Origin of the sequence: Spiroplasma endosymbiont of Tricholauxania praeusta, from assembly GCF_964019535.1 — a bacterium.
Lineage (GTDB): Bacteria > Bacillota_I > Bacilli_A > Mycoplasmatales > VBWQ01 > Spiroplasma_E > Spiroplasma_E ixodetis_A.
In genome coordinates, this window is sequence record NZ_OZ026450.1 from 184,690 (window position 1) to 206,467 (window position 21,778).

Consider the following 21,778-nt stretch of genomic DNA (forward strand, 5'->3'; position numbering starts at 1 on the left):
AAAAATGTTTATATTACCATTCGCAAATCATTTTGATTGAGACAAACATGATTTTAATCAAGATAAATTAAGTTTAAAACAAACAGAAGAATTATTTGCAAAAATAGATGATTATTTATGAAGTATATGTGATAAATCTGAATATAAATCATATAGATTTAGACAACGAAAATTAAAAGCAAAAAAAGGTTTATTAACTTATAAACGACGTATTTGTACACATTATAACACAAAAACACAAAAAATGGAGTACGTATCATTATTAGATAATTATCTTGGTGTTAAAAAATATAGTAAACTTGCACCTAACGTTATTAAACAAATTTTAAAATATTTTGCTGATGGTAAAAAGTATCGTGATGTTTGTGATACTTTTATTGAAGATTTAATAAGTAATAGTACAGTTTGTAGAACATATCAAAAATTTGAATTACCAAAAGCAAATATTCCCAAAATACCATTACAACCAAATCAAAATTTATATGTAAATATTGATGATGGTCATCGAAAATTTAAGTTTAATGAAAAACACAATACTAAAAATTGTAAAAAATGTTCGATGAGATTAATAGTATTTTGTACTGGTAAAAAGAAAAATGGAAAATTAATTAATAAAAGAGCTGTATGTAAAATAAGAGTTTCAAAAACAGAAATTGGTGCTGAAAAAACCGCAAAATTAATAGAAAAATATGGTAATTTATTTTTTGAAAACTTTGACCAAGCAAATTTAATAGTTTGTGGAGATAGTGCAAAATGAATTAGAAAAACTGCTACAATTTTAAATGCTAAATTTATTTTAGATAAATTTCATGCTTTTCATGTTTTATTTCTTGGTATAATGGCAGGAAGAAGAAAAAATCAAATTGCTAAATTACACTATCAAAATGCAATAAATTTATTTGCCAAAGGTGAATATTATGAATTAATTGATTTTTTACAATCATTAACTTTACAATATAAAAAATTAAAAGTTCGTTATTTTATTAATGCCAAAGATGGTTTATTAAACCAAGCATTAGTTGAAAATATTGGTTGCTTTACTGAAACTAATATTAAACAAATTTTAAAACATATGATTGGTGATAGAACTTATAATATTGATATGTATACAAAAATGGTTAATTTTAAATGCTATCAAATAAATACAGCCATCCAGTTATTATAAAATAAAATTAAAGATTTTAAAAAAACAAAAATAAAATAAAACTTATTAAAGATGCTTTAATAAGAATTTTTGAATTATAAAAGTAAGTATTATTGTTGACTAATATTTTTCAAGTGTTAAGATTAACATACAATTGCATATTGAAGTCAAAATTATTCTCGTCTAACTTTATAATTTTAAGACAAATTTGAATATTATTGACAACATCGGTATGCTCCCAATTTTTTCTTTATTTTCTAAAGCATATTTTTCATTTTCTTCTTGCTTTTTTATTAGATTATCTGATTTTTTAGTTAATTTTAATGTTGGTAAAATATATTTTTGATTAATTATAGTTTGTTCAGGAAGAAAAAATTTTGTTTTGCTCTTTAATTTTTGTTTCATTATTTTCTAATTTTTAATTATTAATTTTGTTATTTTCTTGTAATAATTCCTTATTGGTTTCTATATCAAAGTTTATTTTTTCGTTTTTTACTTTATTGTTTGCTAAATTTTCTTTTGTAAATTGTTTAGTTTCTAATTTAGATTGCTTATTATTGTTTTTTGCTTGTTGTTTATTTATTTTTAGTTCTTTTTTTAGATTATTGATTTTGATAGTATTATTTTGTGCCAAAGTAAGTTTTTTTTGTTTTTCTTTTGCTTTTTCTAATTTATTAATTTTTTGATCTTTTCGCTTAACTTTAAAATCTAAAATTGTTTCTTTGATATGATTTGAAATAGTGATAAATAAAATTAAGGGACGGTTAAAAAATAATCAACTAAAACAAATAATAATCATTAATATATTTAATATAAAATTAACAAAAAAAGTTGTGTAACCTAAAAATTCTAGTATGGTATTACCAATTAATCCACCAACAAGATAAGAAGGAAAGAAACTATCAATAGTTCAATTATTAAAGGAAATAGGTGATTTGAAAAATCCGTGATAGTTATTAAAAATAGTTGAATTTCATCAAGATTGATAATAATCATTAATTAAATTAATATGAAATTTATTGTTAAATCAAATATTATCATAACGACTAATAATAGTAATAGTTTCAATTGTTCAAACGCAGCATATAATAGTAGTAATTATTGCTCAAACAAATGAAGCTTTAAATTTAAAATAATAATTAAAACAAAGTGGAATTAAAGATATATATAGCTAACGAAAGTAATGTTTACTCATAAATAATGTAAAATAATAATATGTAATTTAAACAATTCTTGCACTTACAAGTATAATTCAGCAATAATTAAAATAGATTAGGAAGATTAAATTATGCCAAAACCATACAGTGAGGACTTACGAAGAAAAGTAATAGAAGTTTATGAAAGTAAAAACATGAAAATTAAAGAAATTTGTAAAGTGTTCAATATCACTAGAAAGACTTTATTTTTATGAAGAAAAAGAAAGCAAAAAACCGGAAATATAAAACCAATTTTGAATTATCAAAAAGGACATAGCCACAAAATAAAGGATTTAGATGAATTAAAAAATTATTTAGCAGAAAATAAAGATGTTACAGTTCAAAAAGTAATTGAAAAATTTGGTGATATGACAAAAGAAACAGTTTATAACTATTTCAAAAAACTAAATTATACATATAAAAAAAACTTTTCTATATGAACAAAGAGATAAAAATAAACAAGAAGATTTTTTAAAAGAAATAGCGAAAATAATGAATGAAGATTTGGTATATATTGATGAATCTGGAATTGATGATAATGAATTTTATAAATATGGTTGGTCTGAAAAAGGTAAAAGATTATTTGATAATAAACCTGCATATAAAATAAAGAGAATGAGTATAATTGGTGCACTAAATAAAGGTAAATTAAAAGCTCTATGAGCATTTGAAGGACATTGCAATAGTAAAATTTTTGAATCATATGTTAAAAATATACTAATTCCAGTATTAAAGTGTGGACAAATTATAGTTTTAGATAATGCGACGTTTCATAAATCTAAAGCAACAAAACAATTAATTGAAAATGTTGGATGCAAACTATTATTTCTTCCACCATATTCTCCTAATTTAAATCCAATTGAACATTTTTGATTTGCTATAAAACATAATATAAGAAAAATATTACCAAATTATTGACCAAATATTAAAAACGCGATTGATTTTGTTTTTCAAGATATGAGTAAACATTACTTTCGTTAGCTATATAATAATATATAAATTAAATATTTGCTTCATCCAAATAAAAAAGAAAATATAAAGTCGTCTAAAAATTTACCAATTGGTAGTAGTCGTAATAAACTAAAAGTTATTAATAACAATAAAATTAGAGTACCTAATAAGATACCAATTTTATTATTACTATTTTTAATTTGTTTAATTTTAATATTTTTAAAATCTTTCATAATTTTAAACTCCTAACTTTTCTATTTTAAATTTATTGGTTGAGTGATTGTATAAAAATAATATCATATATAGGGGTGTTTGTTACTACTTACTAACCATTTTAATAAATATTATTATGATGTGAACTATTAGTAATTTTTAATTATTTTTTTAAAAAATATACAATATATATAAATTAAAATATTATTAATATAAGGAGTAAAAAATGATATTTGAGTAATTTTATTTTGTATGTGTTTAGTAGTGATAATTATATTGACAATTTTTTAAATATTATTAGTACTTTAATTGATTATATGGAACAATATCCATAGTTTAAATCTTGAAAAAGAATAAAAAATAAATTAAAAGAGAAAAGTAAAAATTAAAGATTGAAAGTGAATTAAAAAATGTATAATACTGAAATGAATAATAATGATTTAATGTTTATGATTATAGGTTTGCCTATAATAGTTATTATTATAGGAGTTATTATAGTTTGTGTAGTTACTTCAATTGATAGTAGTTCTAGAGTAGATGCAGTTAATAATGCAATTGAAAAAGAAATAAAATATTTTATTATTGAATTCATTTTAATTATTATTGTGCTTGGATTTTATATAGCATATTTTATTATATAAGACATTTTAATATGACTGTTTAATGAAAAATTATCTATTTAAATTAGCAGTTATATTAATTTTTATTCAGTGTCGACTTTAATAATTTCAGTTTTTGTTTTTTGTTTAAATAGTGTATTATTAATTTTTATAAAATAGATTTTAATATTATTTCAGAAAGTAAAAATTAAAGTAAATAATAAAACAGTAATAGCTCCTAGCGTCAAGCCAATAGTTAGAAATATAAAAGGATTACTAATTATATTATTAATTAATTGATATAAAGCAAAGACCAAGTTAATTAAAATAATTGTTGGAATAAGGATTAAACATAAATATTTGAAACCTTTATTTCATTTAACTCATGAATATTGATTATTAAATTCTTTTAAACTATCATAACATTTTCAAATAAGGATAACACCAATTAATTCACAAATACCAATAATCATTTGTCAAATACCAGTAACTCATATTGCGAGCCCATCAATTAAAGGACTACTATTATTAAAGCAGAATATTAAACCAAGCATAAAACTACTAATAATCATTATTAATAATGCTTGATAACGTTTAATACCATAACAACTAATTAGAGGATTAACAACGGCTTCAGCTATTGCTATTAATGAAGATATACCAGCAAAAAATACTGATAAAAAGAAAAGGAAAGCTAAAGTGTGACTTAAAAATGGAAGATGTGTTTGCTCAGTAATGATTGCAAAAACTTGTGGAAAAACTTGAAAAATTAAAGTTGGACCCGAAATAAATACTTCATCAATAGTTTTATGCTGATTATATGCAATTGCACCAATTCCTCCAAAAACAGTACATGTTGTTAATAAAGCAACAATAACAGTACCAACCATAATAATTAAACCTTTATTAGTATTACTAGTACCAATTGGCGCATGACTTGAAAAAATAATAATGACACCTATACAAGTTGAAAGCATAAAGAAGGCTTGTCCAAAAGCATCAGTTCAAATGCTACTAGTTAATATTTTTTCACTATTAAAACTAAACATTGTTTTTAAACCATCTAGAGCACCAGGCAAAGTTAAAACGTAAATCATCATCATTAAAATCATGATAAATAGACTAGGAATAAAAATTTTATTTGCTAAATCAATCCCTTTAACAACGCCACCCAACAAAATAACACCAGTAATAATTCAAACCATAATTAAACTAATTAAAACTCAAATACTAATATTACCCAATTGACTAAAACTTTGTGGTACATCGTTGGAAGTTTGACCAATTAATTTATTTAAGAAAAATCCTTGTTGATTTAAACTAGGAAGAAAAGACATAACTATTGCCAATAATGATCAAGCGACAAGAACACTATAAAATACACCCATTATTCAAACAACTGCAGTTTGTAAAAATCCAAAGAAAGTCCTGGGAGTTTTTGCTAAATCTTTAAAAATTTCAACATGATTTTTACGATATTTATTACCTAAATTGATTTCAATTAATAAAATTGGTAAAGCACAGACAATTAGTGCAATAAAGAATGGAATTAAAAAGATACCACCATGTTTATTCATTTGATTTGGAAATCCCCAAATACTTCCTAATCCTACAGCAGCACCTAGTACTGACATAATAAATCCTCATGTAGTTATGTTTTTTTTCTTTTTGCCTTTCATATAATCAGTCCCTTTATTTTTAGATAGTATTATGAATTTTACACAATAGTTATCAAAGTTACAATATATATTAGTAATATATTTTTAATCTTTAGTTAAAAGTTATATTTTTTTAAAACCATTAAAATTCAAATTTAAAAATATCAATGTATAATATTCTTAGTTATGTATATTTGATTTTTGTTTATTAGGAGGAAAATAGATGATAAAGATATTACTTACGTGTTCAGCTGGTATGAGCACTTTAAGACTAGAAGCAAATATGAAAGAGTATATTAAAGAGTTAAATTTAGATTATGAAGTGAAAGCATTAGGTGCTACTGAAGCAAAAGCATCTTTTGCTAAAGGTGAAAAATGGGATGTTGTTTTATTAGGACCACAAGTAAGTTATATGAAAAATGATTTTACTAATATTATTGGAAATGCTGCTCTTAATGTTATTCCAGCAGCAGTTTATGCGATGGTTCAAGGTAAAGAAACGTTAGAATTAGCAATGAGTTTATTAGAAATTAAAAAATAATACTATGAGCATTAAAGAAAAAGAGAAAAGTAGTAATATTGATTTTGAAAAAATTTCAATTGAAATAATTTCTTCTGCTGGAAAAGCAAAATCTTTAGCAATAGAAGCAATTACTCTCGCTAAGGAAGCACAATTTGAAACAGCATTAAAAATGATTGATGAAGCAAATGATAATATTACTAAAGCTTTGCAATCACATATGAGCGTCATTGTTGAAGAAGGTAAAGGTTATCAATTACCTTTTTCAGTATTGTTTATGCATTCTGAAGATCATTTGTTAACAACACAAATGATGATTGAAATTAGTAAAGAATTTATTAATTTATATCAATTTATAAACAGAAAAAAATAAAAATAGGCATTTGCCTATTTTTATTTAAAGTATAAAATTAATCTTTTGGTTTTTTTTCAAAATCTTCTCCATCTTTTTCTAATCCTTTGATTGGACAAAGTAGAGGATAATTTTCTTTACAATAATCACAATGTCATTTTTTCTTTTTGAAAATTTCTTTAAATTTTTTAAACATTATATTTTTTCTCTCTTTCTTTTCATTATTTTTTTGTAAGTATATTTTATTCTTGTTCAAGTTCTGTTCATGAGCCAGTAGTGTTAGTGACTACTTTTCATCCTGTATTACTATTTTCGAATTTAGTTTTTAATTGATTAAAATTCTCAATAAGTTTTTCAGATAAAGTATATAAATCTTCGTTTGAAATATAACCTTTTCAACCACTTGCATCTCATTCGGGAAATCTAGAAATAATATTAAAAATTTCAGTTTTATTTTTATTAGTATTTAAAATTTTTTGTCATTCATATCGACTTATTGCAATTTTTAAAGTATCATGTCATAAAAATTTATAATATTTTTCTATTATATTTTTATCGTGAGTATTTGGTGAAAATTGTGGTGCTAGAAAAAATAATTCCTTAGGTGCTTCATGATAAGTTACTATAATTCCATACGTATTATATCCACGTATATTAATTAAAGACGAAAAATTATTTATTAACTTTTCAGTTAATTCATATATGCTAATCTTTTCTCATCCATTACCTTGATAAGGAAAAGATGAAGTATCATAGTATATTTTTTCTCTTAATTTTTCAAGGTCATTTAAAGAAAAAAGTTTAAATCAACTATCTAAAGTACTACTATTAATGTATATATACGATATAGCAAGTTCATATTGAAATTCATAGTTAGTAATAATTTTATCTTCACCATCATATTTTATTGGTTCATTATTTAAAATATTTGTAGTTTTAATTTCGGTGCTTAAAATAGAATTTAAGTTTCCTGTGGTTGTTGCAAATGTTAAAAGACTTACTGTTGTTAATAGTTTTTTCATAATCATCCCCCCTTATTTAGTTTCTTTACTTTATATAAAAATTATTTTAATTATCTGGCTAAAATTTTACTATATTTTAAGTAAAATAAAATATAAAAGATAATAACTCAATTTTAAACATTGGATTTATTTGATACTAAACTTTAAATTTTTTAAGAAATTTATTATAATTTTTTATACTTATAAAAATCAAAAAATAAGTATAGTATTTATATTGTTTTATAATAATTTTAATTATATAAAAGTTTTATTATTATTTTAAATAAAATAATATGGTATTGTATATAGAAGTTTTAAAGGAATATAAAGTTATGTTTAAATTAAAAGCACCTTATAAACCAACAGGTGATCAACCCGAAGCAATTAGTAAATTAGTAGTAGCTATTAAAAATAATATTAAATACCAAGTATTATTGGGAGCCACTGGCACGGGTAAAACTTTTACAATGGCCAATGTTATTGCGCAAGTGCAAAAACCAACTTTAATTTTAGTACATAATAAAACATTAGCTATGCAATTATATGGAGAATTGAAAACTTTTTTTCCTGAAAATCGCGTTGAATATTTTGTCTCATATTTTGATTTTTATCAACCTGAGGCATATTTACCAAAAACCGATACTTATATTGATAAAAATTCTAAACAAAATCAAGAAATTGAAATGTTAAGATTAAGTGCTTTAAATGGTTTATCTATTAGTAAAGATGTTATTGTTGTGGCATCGGTAGCAGCAATTTATGGTGAACAAGAACCAACAGCATATAAAGATAACTTTTTTGAATTGAGAAAAGGACAAAAAATTAATAGAAAAGATTTATTATTAAGACTAATTAAAAATGGATATGTACGTAATGATATTACATTAGAACCGGGTAGTTTTAGTGCAAAAGGTGATTTAATAAAGTTAGCTCCATCTTGAAATGATCAATTTTATTTAAGAATTAGTTTATTTGGTGATGAAATTGAAGAAATAGCACGTATTGATACATTAGGCGCTAATGTTTTAGAGCGTTTTCCCTTTATTACAATTTTTCCTGCGCAAAATTATATTACTAGTAAAAATCGTGTTGATCAGGCAATTATTAAAATTACTGAAGAGTTAAAAATAACATTAGCACAACTAAGAAAAAATAATATGTTAGTAGAAGCGCAAAGATTAGAACAAAGAACAGAACATGATCTAGAATCCTTAAAAGAATTTGGTATTTGTAGTGGTATTGAAAATTATTCTCGTCATTTAGAAAATAGAGAAGTGGGTTCAGCACCATATACTTTAATTGATTTTTTTCCAGATGATTTTTTAACAATTATTGATGAATCTCATATGACATTACCGCAAATTAGAGGAATGTATAATACTGATCGTAGCAGAAAAAAAACATTAGTAAAATATGGCTTTCGTTTACCTAGTGCTTTGGATAATCGTCCTTTAAATTTTAATGAATTTTCTAATAAGTTAAAGCAAGTTATTTATACTTCAGCAACTCCTGCTGATTATGAATTAGCATTAATTAAAAATGAAGTTGAGCCTTTTAATGTACCAGTTCAACAAATTATTCGTCCCACAGGTTTATTAGATCCAACAATTGAAATTAAACCAACTAAAAATCAAATGGAAGATATTATTAATCAAATAAAATTACGAACAAAAAATAATGAAAGAGTATTTATTACTACTTTAACAATTAGAATGGCAGAAGAATTATCAAATTTTTTACAAGAACAAAAAATTAAAGTTGCTTATATTCATAATGAATTAAAAACATTAGAACGTACTAAAGTTTTGTTAGATTTAAGAAAAGGTGTTTTTGATGTTATTGTTGGTATTAATTTATTACGTGAAGGATTAGACGTACCAGAAGTGTCATTAATCTGTATTTTGGATGCTGATAAATCTGGTTTTTTACGTAATACTAAATCATTAATCCAAACTATTGGTCGCGCAGCACGAAATGTTAATGGTCATGTTATACTATATGGAGATATTAAGACAGAGGCAATGACACAAGCAATTGAAGAAACGCAAAGAAGAAGAGAAATTCAACTTGCTTATAATAAAAAACATAATATAGTACCAGTTACTGTTAAAAAACCGTTGAGTGAAATCGTAAGTACTAGAGAATTAGATGTTGATTTAAAAATTTTAAATTCAAGTAAAGGTAAAACAAAAATAGCTGCTAAAACAAAGATAATTGCTGATTTAAGAGTTGAAATGTTACAAGCAGCTAAAGATTTAAATTTTGAAAAGGCAGCTTCACTTCGTGATTTAATTTTGAGTATTGAAAGTGAAAAATAAAGGAGTAAAATAAGTTGACCGATAAAGCACAAAAAGGTATTTTGATAAGTCCAAATACTAAAATTAATCCTCATATACCAATAATATTTTTAATAAAAAATTATATTACTAAACCTAAAATTTTTATTGGTGATTATACTTATTATCATGATTTTAATGGTGAGCAAGCAGCTATTGATTTTGAAAATAAAAATATAATTTATCATTTTCCAAATATGATAAATGATGAATTAATTATTGGTAAATTTTGTTCAATTGCACAAGGTGTTTTATTTATAATGAATGGTGGCAATCATAATTATTGTGTAGTTTCAACATTTCCTTTACCATTATTTTATAAATCATTAAATTTATCAGAAGTTACAGAAAAAGATAAATTAGATAAATTTCCGATTAAATCACCAACAGCGATAGAAAATGATGTTTGAATTGGTCATGATGTGGCAATCTTAAGAGGGCTAACTATTGGTAATGGGGCAGTAATTGCAGCTAAAAGTGTAGTTACAAAAAATGTGCCTCCTTATGCTATTGTTGGTGGTAATCCTGCTAAAATTATAAAATATCGTTTTTCTAAAAAAATAGTTCAAAAATTACAAAATATAAAGTGATGAGATTGATCTATTGAAAAGATTATTGAAAATTCAGATTTGTTAAAACAAAATTTTGATAATAAAATATTACAAAAAGTTGTAAAAGAAAGTAATAGTTTAAATAAAATAAAGGGGTAATAAAAAATATGAAAAAATATGGTTATTTAACTACTAAAATAGGTTTAATTGAAATCATAGTAGTTGCAGAACAAGTAGTAAAAGTTAGTTTCGTTAATACTCGTCAAGTTGCTAAGGATAGTAGTAATATAGTGGTAGTTAATTGTTTAAAACAACTAGCAATGTATTTTGATAAAAAATTAAGTGATTTTAACTTACCAATAGCTTTAAAAGGAACTCCTTTTCAAGAATTAGTATGGAGTAAAACTTGTACTATTCAATTTGGGACAACTTTAACTTATCAAGAATTAGCGCAAAAAATAGGTTATCCAAAAGCAAGTAGGGCAGTAGGTTCGGCTTTAAGTAAAAATCCATTAGCAATTATTGTTCCTTGTCATCGTGTTGTTAATAAAAATAAGAATATTGTTAATTATCTTTATGGTGCCCATATTAAAAATTTTTTATTAGCACAAGAAAGTAAATAAGGTATAAGATTATTTTTTTATGATTGATTATCTTTTTTTTGATTTTTAAAATTGTTAACAATTTTAACTACATAATTTTTAATATAGTAAACAGGATATCCTGCTAACATAACAGCAATTAAAATTAGTGAATTTCATAATGCTCACATATTATTATTTTGTGTACCATAATAATACATTGCTAAAAATGATCCAACAATAGCAATTATTGCTCCTAAATAACCAATAATAATGAAAAAATAAAATCAAAAATTATTAAAAATCTTTTGATAGTCTGGATGTTTGCGCCTTAAAAAGATAATGACTGAATTAACAATTAATTTTAAAAAACTAATAGCAATAATAAAGTAATTAGTTACTTCATACAATTGATTTCATAAAATATAAATTAAAGCAGCAAATATTAATAGTAGCATAGCAGCTCATGGCATATTAGTTCTTTTAGTTGTTTTTTGAAAAAATTTAAACAAATCTTTTTCTTCACTCATTTTAAAAATTAAACGTGATTGATAAAGCAGAAATGCATTTAGTGAACCAACAAATAATAAAATTGCTAGTCCTGAAAAAATATAAGCTAAAACGCGAGGAATATTAGGATTATTGATAATAGCATAATATCAAACGTTACTAAATCCTTTATTTTCATCTAATCATAAAAGTGGTTCATTAATAGTTAACAAAGCAATTAATAGTATTAAATATAAAAAAATAATTAGTCCTGTTGCAACAATTAAAGCTCAAAGTACATTTTTTCTTGGATTTTCTACTTCTTCAGTAACATAAGTTATTGCTTCAATTCCTGAATAGGCAAATAGTGTCATTGTTGTAGCTGGTAATAAAACATAAGTTGCAAGAAAAATTTTTGATAAATCTTTTTGAACTATTTCACTATTAAAACTATCTGTATTTCCATAAATCATAGCAATAAATAAAACAAAAGTAATTGGTAATCCTTTTAAAATTGTAAAAATAATTTGTGTTTTTCCAGAACTATTTTTAATAAATATTTGGACTATAGCTAATGCAAATAAAATTAAAATTCCAAATAATTTTATCAACCATTGGTTAGTAATATGAGCTAAAGTACCGATAATATTACCTAATGCTAAAGTAGCAGAAGCAACGGCAGTAGCACTAACCATTAAAACTAAAATCCATCCCAATCAAAACGAACAAGCCATTCAATTTGCTTTTTTTAATCAATAATAAGCACTTCCATTTCCCGGAAAAGAAATAGCAGTTTCTGCTAGTAATAACATTTCTGGCAAAATTAAAATACCGCCTAAAATTCAGGCACATATCATTAAAATCGGATTAAATCCACTTTGAAATGCTACTTGTCCAAATGAAATTAGTACTGATGATCCAATTGTGGCAGAAATTGCCATCATTAATATTACTCAAAACGAATACTTCTTTTTTAATTTCATGTCTTTTTCCTATCTCTATTTTTTTATTTCGTATGTATTGATAAAACTTTTTATTTTATTAATATAAGTTTGATAAGCATTTGGTAAGGTTTCAATATGACCAATATTTTCCAAAAATAAATAATCATAATTTTTATAATGGAGTTTAACTTGATAATTATGAATGACATTAGCCATGAAAAATGGGACAAAATTATCTTTTTTACCGTGAATTAATAAAGTAGGAACTTGAAAACCTGTTTTGCTTTTTTTTAATAAATCATATTCTAAAATATTTGTATTTGTAAATTTTTGATATCTTTTTGTTAAACCATTACTAATTAATCATCAAGGTTTTTTATAGCGATATTGCATGACGTAACGAAATTGAACAAGTAGATTAGAGAATCCACAATCAGTAATTGCCCAGTTAATTAAATTGGTTACTTTATAATTAAATAAATAATAATTAATTGTTGATGTACCCATACTATTACCAATTAAACCAATACTGCTAACTTGATAATTATCTTTTATTCAATTAATTAAACAGTTAATATTTTCAGCACAAGTAAGACCAATGTCACTATATTGGCCATCAGTTTTACCGTGAGCAACACTATCAAAAGTTAAAATATTGTATCCTTCTTCATAAAATCATGAGACTAATCTTAATGCTAAATATTTATTTTCTGTTCAACCATGAAAACCAATAACTCATTTATCACTTTTCTTTTTTTGAATGACAGTTAGACAACTAATGTTTTGATTATTATCATTTTTAATGGTAAATTCTTGATAATTTTCTTTTTTTCAATCAATTGGATAGCCATATTTATTAAGATTTTTAATTTGACAATCATATTGATGATAATTAAAACTATTAATATCAACTGTTTGTTCGTTATTTATTTTAAATTTACCTTCTTTTTGATAAGAAAAGCAAAATTCTAAAAATTGTTTTTGATATTTTTTTGAATAAAAATAAACAAAAGGAAATAATAGAATAACTAATAAAATTTTGCTAAAAGAATAACAAAATTTTTTATAACCAGTTAATAAAATTTTTTGATTCACAGATGTGTTGATTACTGTCATTTTTTAAGCCTTTTCTAAACTACTAAACTACTAATTATTTTACACTATCTTATCAAATGTTTAAAATATTAATGTATGTTAATTTAATTATTTTAAAATAATTAAATTAATAATTTTTTATAACTTAATTGTTTTTCAATTTTAATAATAATTTTTAATATTTAATTTTATTAATAATTGCTTTCTAGGAAAGTTTATTGTATAGTAATTTTTTCAGTTGTAAACTTTAAGTGATATTTATTTAAAATTATCTTTAAATAAATCTTATTTAAAATTGAAACAAAATAATATTTTCAATAATTTTCATTATTAATAAAAATAGTATACGAGAATTTTAATAAAAAGGAGGATACTTAAAAATGATAAATGAAAAAAATAAGACAGTAGAAGAAGATAGTTGAGAAAGTGTTACTACTGTTAATGTTGATGATAGCGACTGTCAAGCAAAAATGGAAAAATTAAATAAAAAATTACAAGAAACAGCTAATGAATTAGAAGAAATAAGTAGTCTTTATGCAAAATCAGTAAAAGAATCATTAGATAAATCAAAAAAAATTAAAGAACTAGAAGATAAAATTGATGAATTAGAAGAACAATTAAAAGCATGTAGAGAAAAAAATAAAAAATTAGAAGGTCTTGAAGATAAAGTTAAAAAATTAGAAGAAGATTTAAAAGAATGTAAAGAAAAAAGAGAAGAACTAGAAGCACAGTTAAAAGAATGTAAAGCAAAAAGAGAAGAACTAGAAGAACAATTAAAAGATTGTCAAGAAAAAAATAAAAAATCAGATGAAAGTAAAGGACAATGAATTCCTGGTGAATATAAATGAATGCTTGTTGGATCAAAAATGCCAGAAGGTTGAGTAAAAGTAGATCTTGCTAAAGGTTTAACAATAGTTCAGAGTGATAAAGAAGGACAAACATCAGGAAGTGTTGGAAAGCATAATCATACATTTTTAAATAATGGTCAGGTATGAACCACTCCTGCTTCAGCAAAACTAGCTTTTATTAATGAAAGAACTTCAGGATCATTAGGTTCTAAATATGTACCATTCTTAGGTAGTTATAATGATCTTTTGCGAACTAAAACAACTGCTGATACTGGAAAAGGCATCTCTAATACCGAGAATAATTTAGCTGCTGGAATATTTGCTGAACTTTGACAATATCAAGGAGAAAATAGTAGTAGTTAAAGTTAATAAAAAAGAAAGAAAAAAATAATATAAATAAAGTTAATGGATAAATTTATATAATTTAAGTAAATAAAATTATTCCAATTATTTTTTATTAGAAAAAATATTGGAATATAACATTTTTTAGTAATAATTAATTCTAATTTTTAAATTTTATTATAAAATGAGCAATTGCTGTATTTCATTTTTGAATATATATTGTTCATTTTTTTTGTAATTTAAGTTTTTATATACTTTTTTTGCAATAAATAATTTTAAAATTTTAAATATTGATTTAGATAATATTTTAAACTAATTATAATTGATATTCTTTAATATTAATTAGCAATAATACTATTAAAGTTAACTATATATAGTATATAATTAATTAGAAAGAGCATATAAGTGGAGGAATAAATGACAGATAATCAAAAATATATTACTGTTAAAGGTGCACGTGAACATAATTTAAAAAATGTTAATATTAAAATTCCAAAGTATAAGTTAGTAGTTATTACTGGTGTCTCAGGAAGTGGTAAATCATCATTAGCTTTTAATACAATTTATGCAGAAGGAAGACGAAGATATGTTGAATCACTTTCAGCCTATGCTCGTCAATTTTTAGGAAACAGCGAAAAACCTGATGTTGATGCTATTGATGGTTTAGCACCAGCAATTTCTATTGATCAAAAAACTACAAGTAATAATCCTCGCAGTACTGTTGGTACTGTTACTGAAATTTATGATTATTTGCGTTTACTTTATGCACGAATTGGAACTCCTTATTGTAATAAGGGTCATGGTCCAATTAGCACGCAAACTTTAAAAGAAATGGTTAATAAAATTAAAACGTTAGAAGATAATACTAATATTGAAATTTTAGCACCAGTTATTAATGCTAAAAAAGGTAGTCATCAAGATTTATTAGCAAAATTAAAACAAGAAAATTTTTTGCGAGTTAAAATTAATAATAAAATATATAGTTTAGATGAACCAATTGAATTGAATAAATCATTACGTCATGATATTGATATTGTTATTGATCGTATTAAATTTACCAATGATGATAATACTGTTTCACGAATTCATGATGCTTTAGAAGTTGCTTTAAATCATAGTAATGGTTTAGCAAAGGTTATTTTATCGCAAACAAATGAAACGTGATTATTTTCTCAAAAATATGCTTGTAAAATTTGTGGATTTTCAATTCCCAGTTTAGAACCGCGTTTATTTTCTTTTAATGCACCAAGTGGAGCGTGTTTTGATTGTAAAGGCTTGGGAGTAAAATTAGAAGTTGACGAAGAATTATTAATGCCAGATTTAAAACTATCAATTAATGATGGTGGCATTGAGTATTATAAAAACTTAGTTGGTACTAGTAATTTAGAATGACAAAAATTAAAAGTTCTTTGTTATCATTATTTAATTGATTTGAATCAGCCATTAAAAAATTTAACAAAAACACAACTTAATTATATTATGCGTGGTAGTGATGAAGCCATTACTTTCAGTATTACTTCGGCAAATGGTCGTAAATATCCTAATCATGATTATATTGAAGGCATTGCCACTTTAATTGAAAGACGTTTTTTAGAAACAACTAGTGATTTTGCCCGTGATTATTATCGTAAATTTATGAGTGAACGCACTTGTTTAACTTGTCAAGGAACAAGATTAAATGAATTTGCATTGGCAGTTAAAATTAAAGATGAAAATAATAAAGAAATGAATATTAGTCATTATACTAATTTAGACATCGAAGAAAGTTTAACATTTATGTTAAATATTAAATTATTAGCTTATCAACAAGAAATTGCTAAATTAATATTAGTAGAAATCATTAATCGTTTAAGTTTTTTAACTAATGTTGGTTTAGGTTATTTAAACTTATCACGAATGGCACAAACTTTATCTGGTGGTGAATCACAACGAATTCGATTAGCAACTCAAATTGGTTCACAATTAACGGGAGTATTGTATGTTCTTGATGAACCTTCAATTGGTTTACATCAACGTGATAATGTTAAGTTAATTGAAACTTTAAAACAAATGCGAGATCTTGATAATACATTATTAGTAGTAGAACACGATGAAGATACAATGTGAGCAGCAGATTGGTTAATTGATATTGGTCCAAAAGCCGGAATTTATGGTGGTGAAGTAATTGCTGAAGGTACACCACAGCAAGTTGCTAATAATCCTAATTCAATTACTGGAAAATATTTAAATGGTGAAAAATTTATTGCGTTACCTAAATCAAGAAGAAGTGGTAATGGTAAAGTTATTGAAATTCAAGAAGCACAAGCTAATAATTTACGTAAAATAAATGTTAAATTACCTTTAGGTAAATTTATTTGTGTTACTGGTGTTTCAGGAAGTGGTAAATCAACGCTTGTTAATGATATTTTATATACTAGTATTCAAAAGTATTTGGGTTTAAAGGGACAACGACCAGGAAAACATAAAGCAATAAAAGGGATTGAATTTATTGATAAAATTGTTGCTATTTCGCAAGAACCAATTGGCAGAACACCAAGGAGTAATCCGGCTACTTATACTTCAGTTTTTGATGATATTCGTGATTTATTTACACAAACACCAGAAGCAAAAATTAGAGGATATGCTAAAGGTAGATTTTCATTTAATGTACCAGGAGGAAGATGTGAACGTTGTTCTGGCGATGGTGTTATTAAAATTGCGATGCATTTTTTACCAGATGTTTATGTAACTTGCGAAATTTGTGAAGGAAAACGTTATAATAGTGAAACATTACAAGTTAAATATAAAGGTAAAAATATTTATGATGTACTAGAACTGCCTGTTGATTTAGCATTAACTTTTTTTTCTAATCATCCAAAAATCCATAAAAAATTAGCAATGATACAAGAAGTGGGATTAGGATACGTAAAATTAGGGCAACCTGCTACTGAATTATCTGGTGGTGAAGCACAAAGAGTGAAACTAGCTAAAGAATTACAAAAACGTGCTACTGGCAAAACTATGTATATTTTAGATGAACCAACTACTGGTTTACACGTTGATGATATTAAAAGGTTAATTGAAGTTTTAAATAAAATCGTTAATCATGGTGATACTGTTGTTGTAATTGAACATAACTTAGAAGTTATTAAAGTTGCTGATTACATTATTGATCTAGGACCTGAGGGTGGTAAATTTGGTGGTGAAATCATTGCTACAGGAACACCAGAACAAGTAATAACAAATCCTAAGTCTTATACTGGACAATATTTAAAAGCAGTTATTAATCGCGATTTGAATAGAAAATAATTAAAATATTTTCTGTAGTATTCTTGAATTTTAACAAAAGAAGTGGAGAAATAAAATGTCTTTAGAAGTAGTACCAAATTTAAAAGAAATACTTATAAATTCAACTATACAAAATGTTAAAAGTAATATAATAAAGTTAAAAGAAGTTTTTAGTACTTCTTCTAATATACAATACTTAGAATATTGATTTATTTTTTTTGAAAAAGATTTTTTTTAAAAAAATTTAAAAATAATGGAAAAACAGTATCAATGAATGCAAAAATTTTTAGTGAAAGTAAAAGACGAAGTAATTAATGATGAAAGAAAAGAACTTGAATTTCTTTCTTTTAAGTTTGAAAAAGAAAATTTTTTCCCATGAGATAAAGAACTAGAGTTTGAATTACTTGAATTTACTTTAATATGAGAGGAACAAAAACAGAAGGAAAAGGATAAACTCATTGATAAAATTACAGCATTAAAAATAGAATTAAATTGTAAATTAAGTAGTAAAAAATGAGAATTGAAAGAGAAATTATATAAAATTAATAATCAACAAGAAATTATTTTAAATTTTCATAATAATAGTCTTAAAAAATTAGAAGTTTTTCAAAAACAAAAAACAAGTAAGATTTTTAAATTTAAAAGTAAATTAGTTAAGTTTTTAACTTTTGGTTATTATAATTTTGAAATAAGATTAGTTAATAGAATAGAATGTGAAAAAGTTGTTTTAAATAATCAAAAAGAGCAACTTTATAAAATTGGATTAAAAATTTGTAATATCAAAAAAAGTTTGAATAAAGTTGAAATAAAAATTAGAAAAAAAAGACAAAGACTTAATTTATTTAAAGAAAATATTGTCTCTCTTGTTAAGGAAATAAATTCAATTAATGTACAAAATACTGAAATTTCAACAAACAATAGATTAATAACACAACTATAGTTATTCTTTTTATTTGTAATCTAAAATTGGAGAAAATTATTTCCATTTATATGATAAAATCTTACTTATATATAGACATGAAAGGATTTGTCACTTTGGAAAAAAGAGTATATTTTTTAAAGTTTAATAAAAAAATTCTTAAAATGGATTTAATAAGTTTTGGAACTGGTTTAATAGGTATTTTTTTGGGAATTCTAAGTATTTTAGCATTACAACCTTTTTGAGATAATGATAAAGCATCACTTTGAATAACTGTTGTTGCAATTTTTTTTGATATTACTAGTTTTACTTTAGCTTTTCTACCTTTTTTTTTAATGTTCCGTTTAATTAGATTAAAGAAAACTTTGATAAAACAAAATATGAAATTATATCGAAAAGATCAATTTAGTATTTCGCTTGATTTTATTAGTTTTTGTTTAGGTATTATTGGAACAAGTTGCGAAATTATTAGTGTTATTGTGCTTTTACCTCAATTTAATGATAATAAAGTTTTTTCATATCAAATTACTATTGTTGCTATTGTTTTAAATATTATTAGTTGTATTACTTGTTTAATGGCAACATTAATTACTATTAATATTATTAAAGATTATAAACAAAGAGGAAATTCTATTATTTAAATTAAGATAATTATTTTCAGTAATATCACAAAGTTAAAATAATACAATTATTTATTTATTTTATTTAAATAATTAATTTTTATAAAATTATTAAAATATAATAAATATTAAGATAAATTTTAGTATTAAAATTTTAAAAAAATATGTTAATTTGTTTAAAAGTAATAAACAAGTTTTAAGTCAGGAGTAATTATGAATGTCAAGTAGTATTTGAAAAAAATTAGAAAATAAAGATATTAAAATAAAATCTCAATTAGAAATTGTAAAAGATAATATTACTGAAATTATTACTTGTTATTATGAAAATAATAGAGATCGTTTAAAGTATCAACATTATTATAATATTGAAGATGCATTTAATTTGGCTTCTGATAAAATATTTGATTGTTCAAATTTTAAAATTTTATTAAAACAAAATCCAGAATATGAAAATATATTAGATGTAAATGTAAATTTATTACTAGATTCTAATAAACATAAGCAGTTATTATTACATAGTTTAGAATTTTTTTATAATATTTTTAATACGGTACAATTATTTTTAAATAGTAATGTTGGAAATTATGTTTTAGATTATACAAATGTAACTTATAAATATAAAAAAGTAAATAATGAAATAAATAAATTAATAAAATTATTAGGTTATGCATTTATTGAATTTAAGAATCTAAATCAAGAACATGCTACTTGAAAGATTTATCATATAATTAAAGATAAAACTATTGGTTTGCTAGAAAAAATTTCTATAGAAAAAATATTAAAGATATTTTATTAGACTTAAGCATTGAAAATAATGAAATAGAGCAATTAAAAAGTAATCTGATTAGGATTTATCACGAATATTTAGAAAATAGTAAAGAAGATTTTATAAAATATTTTGGTAATAAATTTACAGATAGAATTTGAATTTTATATAATGATACAGGATTATTAAAGCATAAAAAACCAACTAAAGTTGAAAAAATAAATAAACTTAAAAAAGAAGATATAAAAGATGCATTAATTTGATTGAAGGATATAATAATTTTTTATTTTGTTTGTTGTAATAAAAAAACAGCTGATAAATTATTTGATAATCTTTCAAAAATAAATTTAGAAAAAAATAATTAAAAATTAAAATAAATAAAGGAGAAGTTATGAATAATAATGAAAAAATAAAAGGTAACTTTTATGTTCTGGGAGATAGTTTATCAGACACAGGAGCATTAGTAAGTGGTTTTACAGCTCTTTTTAAGCATTTAAAGATACCTAAAATAGTTAAAATGTTGCCACCATTTTATAAAAATTCTTTTTCTAATGGTCCTGTGGCAGCACAAATTATTGCCGATTATTTGCATATAAATTTAACTTCTGCTTGAAGATTTGACCTTTTTTTATTTGCTGATGAGCAAATTGGTAATAATTATGCAGTTAGTGGAGCTTTAGCTAGTAGAAAAAAAGAATTAACAGTAGAAAGTTTTGTTATTAATCATTTTGATATTATTCATCAAGTAGATGCTTTAATTAGTCAGCATCATATTAATAGTAATGATATAATTTTAGTAGAGTTTGGTGGTAATGATATTTTATATGCTTTTAAACAATCATTATTAAACGACCAAGAAGAAATTATTAATAAAGCAGTTGAGTTAATAAAAAATGCTTTAACTAAATTGATAAATAAGGGTGCTCAACGTATTTTATTATGTAATGTTCCTAATATGAGTATTATCCCTTTATTTAAAAATAAAGAAAAAGATAAGGAACGTATTTTAAATTTAACTACTAATTTTAATAAAATGTTAGATAGTGTTATTGAAGAATTAAATAAAAATAAAAAAAATATTATTAAATATGATATGTTTGCAGCGATAACAAATGCTATTAATAATTTTAAAAGCTTGAATATTAATAACAATATTATTGATGCAGCAGTTACTACTGATTTTAGTGAAATAATTAATAATGGTATTATTGTTCCTCATTTCAATGAAGGTGTTAATGAAGAAAATATTAATAATTATTTCTTTTTTGATAGCATTCATCCTAATAAATGAGCACATAATATTATCGCTCAAGAATTAATTAAATTAATAAATAATAATAAGAATTAATTAGAAATATTTATTTATAAGAGTTATAATTTTATTAT

At 23.3% G+C, this 21,778-nt stretch carries 24 protein-coding genes; 16 read left to right on the top strand and 8 right to left on the bottom strand.

Annotation, left to right across the window (positions count from 1 at the left end; all coding sequences use genetic code 4):
- Nucleotides 1–4 precede the first annotated feature (4 nt).
- Nucleotides 5–1,165: an Mbov_0401 family ICE element transposase-like protein gene (locus AACK96_RS01020; protein WP_338974554.1), complete on the top strand. Its 1,161-nt coding sequence runs from the start codon at nucleotides 5–7 to the stop codon at nucleotides 1,163–1,165.
- Nucleotides 1,166–1,333: 168 nt separating this feature from the next.
- Here the strand turns inward: AACK96_RS01020 and AACK96_RS01025 are convergent, their stop codons facing one another.
- Together AACK96_RS01025 and AACK96_RS01030 are read right to left on the bottom strand one after the other, a co-directional pair.
- Complete coding sequence (locus AACK96_RS01025; RefSeq protein WP_338974556.1) at nucleotides 1,334–1,549, bottom strand: hypothetical protein; 216 nt, start codon at nucleotides 1,547–1,549, stop codon at nucleotides 1,334–1,336.
- A 13-nt stretch (nucleotides 1,550–1,562) separates the two neighbouring features.
- Entirely contained in the window at nucleotides 1,563–1,943 is a 381-nt protein-coding gene (locus tag AACK96_RS01030; RefSeq protein WP_338974557.1) for a hypothetical protein, read from the bottom strand.
- A 489-nt stretch (nucleotides 1,944–2,432) separates the two neighbouring features.
- On the opposite strand from AACK96_RS01030, the gene AACK96_RS01035 reads away from it, so the two are divergent.
- Nucleotides 2,433–2,792, top strand: a complete 360-nt coding sequence (locus AACK96_RS01035) for a helix-turn-helix domain-containing protein (protein ID WP_338973555.1) — start codon at nucleotides 2,433–2,435, stop codon at nucleotides 2,790–2,792.
- A 28-nt stretch (nucleotides 2,793–2,820) separates the two neighbouring features.
- Entirely contained in the window at nucleotides 2,821–3,321 is a 501-nt protein-coding gene (locus AACK96_RS01040; RefSeq protein WP_338975131.1) for an IS630 family transposase, read from the top strand.
- Here the strand turns inward: AACK96_RS01040 and AACK96_RS01045 are convergent.
- The gene (locus AACK96_RS01045) at nucleotides 3,318–3,524 is read right to left on the bottom strand and encodes a hypothetical protein (protein ID WP_338974558.1); all 207 of its coding nucleotides are present in this window, start codon (nucleotides 3,522–3,524) and stop codon (nucleotides 3,318–3,320) included. The two genes, AACK96_RS01040 and AACK96_RS01045, sit on opposite strands and share 4 nt — an antisense overlap.
- Before the next feature lie 390 nt (nucleotides 3,525–3,914).
- Here AACK96_RS01045 and AACK96_RS01050 point away from each other — a divergent pair, with 390 nt between their 5' ends.
- Nucleotides 3,915–4,145: a hypothetical protein gene (locus tag AACK96_RS01050; protein ID WP_338974559.1), complete on the top strand. Its 231-nt coding sequence runs from the start codon at nucleotides 3,915–3,917 to the stop codon at nucleotides 4,143–4,145.
- Nucleotides 4,146–4,207: 62 nt separating this feature from the next.
- On the opposite strand, the gene AACK96_RS01055 is transcribed toward AACK96_RS01050, so the two are convergent.
- Nucleotides 4,208–5,782: a sodium-dependent transporter gene (locus tag AACK96_RS01055; RefSeq protein WP_338974560.1), complete on the bottom strand. Its 1,575-nt coding sequence runs from the start codon at nucleotides 5,780–5,782 to the stop codon at nucleotides 4,208–4,210.
- A 202-nt stretch (nucleotides 5,783–5,984) separates the two neighbouring features.
- On the opposite strand from AACK96_RS01055, the gene AACK96_RS01060 reads away from it, so the two are divergent.
- The gene (locus tag AACK96_RS01060; RefSeq protein ID WP_252320477.1) at nucleotides 5,985–6,302 is read left to right on the top strand and encodes a PTS sugar transporter subunit IIB; all 318 of its coding nucleotides are present in this window, start codon (nucleotides 5,985–5,987) and stop codon (nucleotides 6,300–6,302) included.
- Between the two features lie 4 nt (nucleotides 6,303–6,306).
- Nucleotides 6,307–6,654 carry a PTS lactose/cellobiose transporter subunit IIA gene (locus AACK96_RS01065; RefSeq protein WP_338974561.1) on the top strand — a complete coding sequence of 116 codons (348 nt, stop codon included), beginning with the start codon at nucleotides 6,307–6,309 and terminating at the stop codon, nucleotides 6,652–6,654.
- Between the two features lie 37 nt (nucleotides 6,655–6,691).
- Here AACK96_RS01065 and AACK96_RS01070 read toward each other — a convergent pair whose 3' ends face one another.
- Together AACK96_RS01070 and AACK96_RS01075 are read right to left on the bottom strand one after the other, a co-directional pair.
- Nucleotides 6,692–6,829 carry a hypothetical protein gene (locus tag AACK96_RS01070; RefSeq protein ID WP_252320481.1) on the bottom strand — a complete coding sequence of 46 codons (138 nt, stop codon included), beginning with the start codon at nucleotides 6,827–6,829 and terminating at the stop codon, nucleotides 6,692–6,694.
- A gap of 46 nt (nucleotides 6,830–6,875) precedes the next feature.
- Nucleotides 6,876–7,655 (bottom strand): hypothetical protein, encoded by a 780-nt coding sequence (locus AACK96_RS01075; protein WP_338974562.1) that lies wholly within the window; start codon nucleotides 7,653–7,655, stop codon nucleotides 6,876–6,878.
- Between the two features lie 311 nt (nucleotides 7,656–7,966).
- Here AACK96_RS01075 and uvrB point away from each other — a divergent pair, with 311 nt between their 5' ends.
- Genes uvrB through AACK96_RS01090 form a run of 3 tightly spaced genes read left to right on the top strand, consistent with a single transcriptional unit; the run spans nucleotide 7,967 to nucleotide 11,144 of the window.
- Complete coding sequence (uvrB, locus tag AACK96_RS01080; protein ID WP_338974563.1) at nucleotides 7,967–9,952, top strand: excinuclease ABC subunit UvrB; 1,986 nt, start codon at nucleotides 7,967–7,969, stop codon at nucleotides 9,950–9,952.
- Between the two features lie 14 nt (nucleotides 9,953–9,966).
- Nucleotides 9,967–10,680 carry a CatB-related O-acetyltransferase gene (locus tag AACK96_RS01085; protein ID WP_338974564.1) on the top strand — a complete coding sequence of 238 codons (714 nt, stop codon included), beginning with the start codon at nucleotides 9,967–9,969 and terminating at the stop codon, nucleotides 10,678–10,680.
- A gap of 8 nt (nucleotides 10,681–10,688) precedes the next feature.
- Nucleotides 10,689–11,144, top strand: coding sequence for a methylated-DNA--[protein]-cysteine S-methyltransferase (locus tag AACK96_RS01090; protein ID WP_174481403.1), 456 nt, complete (start codon nucleotides 10,689–10,691; stop codon nucleotides 11,142–11,144).
- A gap of 17 nt (nucleotides 11,145–11,161) precedes the next feature.
- Here AACK96_RS01090 and AACK96_RS01095 read toward each other — a convergent pair whose 3' ends face one another.
- Both AACK96_RS01095 and AACK96_RS01100 read right to left on the bottom strand, forming a co-directional pair.
- A complete protein-coding gene (locus AACK96_RS01095) occupies nucleotides 11,162–12,574 on the bottom strand; it encodes an APC family permease (protein WP_338974566.1) in 1,413 nt (470 codons plus the stop codon).
- A gap of 15 nt (nucleotides 12,575–12,589) precedes the next feature.
- Nucleotides 12,590–13,651, bottom strand: coding sequence for an alpha/beta hydrolase (locus tag AACK96_RS01100; protein WP_338974567.1), 1,062 nt, complete (start codon nucleotides 13,649–13,651; stop codon nucleotides 12,590–12,592).
- 359 nt (nucleotides 13,652–14,010) lie between these two features.
- Here AACK96_RS01100 and AACK96_RS01105 point away from each other — a divergent pair, with 359 nt between their 5' ends.
- From AACK96_RS01105 to AACK96_RS01135, 7 genes are all read left to right on the top strand, one after another.
- The gene (locus AACK96_RS01105) at nucleotides 14,011–14,841 is read left to right on the top strand and encodes a hypothetical protein (protein WP_338974570.1); all 831 of its coding nucleotides are present in this window, start codon (nucleotides 14,011–14,013) and stop codon (nucleotides 14,839–14,841) included.
- 396 nt (nucleotides 14,842–15,237) lie between these two features.
- A complete protein-coding gene (gene uvrA, locus AACK96_RS01110) occupies nucleotides 15,238–18,108 on the top strand; it encodes an excinuclease ABC subunit UvrA (RefSeq protein WP_338974572.1) in 2,871 nt (956 codons plus the stop codon).
- Between the two features lie 55 nt (nucleotides 18,109–18,163).
- Complete coding sequence (locus AACK96_RS01115; protein WP_338974573.1) at nucleotides 18,164–18,325, top strand: hypothetical protein; 162 nt, start codon at nucleotides 18,164–18,166, stop codon at nucleotides 18,323–18,325.
- 36 nt (nucleotides 18,326–18,361) lie between these two features.
- Nucleotides 18,362–19,027: a hypothetical protein gene (locus AACK96_RS01120; protein WP_338974575.1), complete on the top strand. Its 666-nt coding sequence runs from the start codon at nucleotides 18,362–18,364 to the stop codon at nucleotides 19,025–19,027.
- 143 nt (nucleotides 19,028–19,170) lie between these two features.
- Nucleotides 19,171–19,647 (top strand): hypothetical protein, encoded by a 477-nt coding sequence (locus AACK96_RS01125; RefSeq protein WP_338974576.1) that lies wholly within the window; start codon nucleotides 19,171–19,173, stop codon nucleotides 19,645–19,647.
- A gap of 196 nt (nucleotides 19,648–19,843) precedes the next feature.
- Entirely contained in the window at nucleotides 19,844–20,422 is a 579-nt protein-coding gene (locus AACK96_RS01130; protein WP_338974577.1) for a hypothetical protein, read from the top strand.
- 361 nt (nucleotides 20,423–20,783) lie between these two features.
- The gene (locus AACK96_RS01135; protein WP_338974578.1) at nucleotides 20,784–21,740 is read left to right on the top strand and encodes an SGNH/GDSL hydrolase family protein; all 957 of its coding nucleotides are present in this window, start codon (nucleotides 20,784–20,786) and stop codon (nucleotides 21,738–21,740) included.
- Nucleotides 21,741–21,778 lie beyond the last annotated feature (38 nt).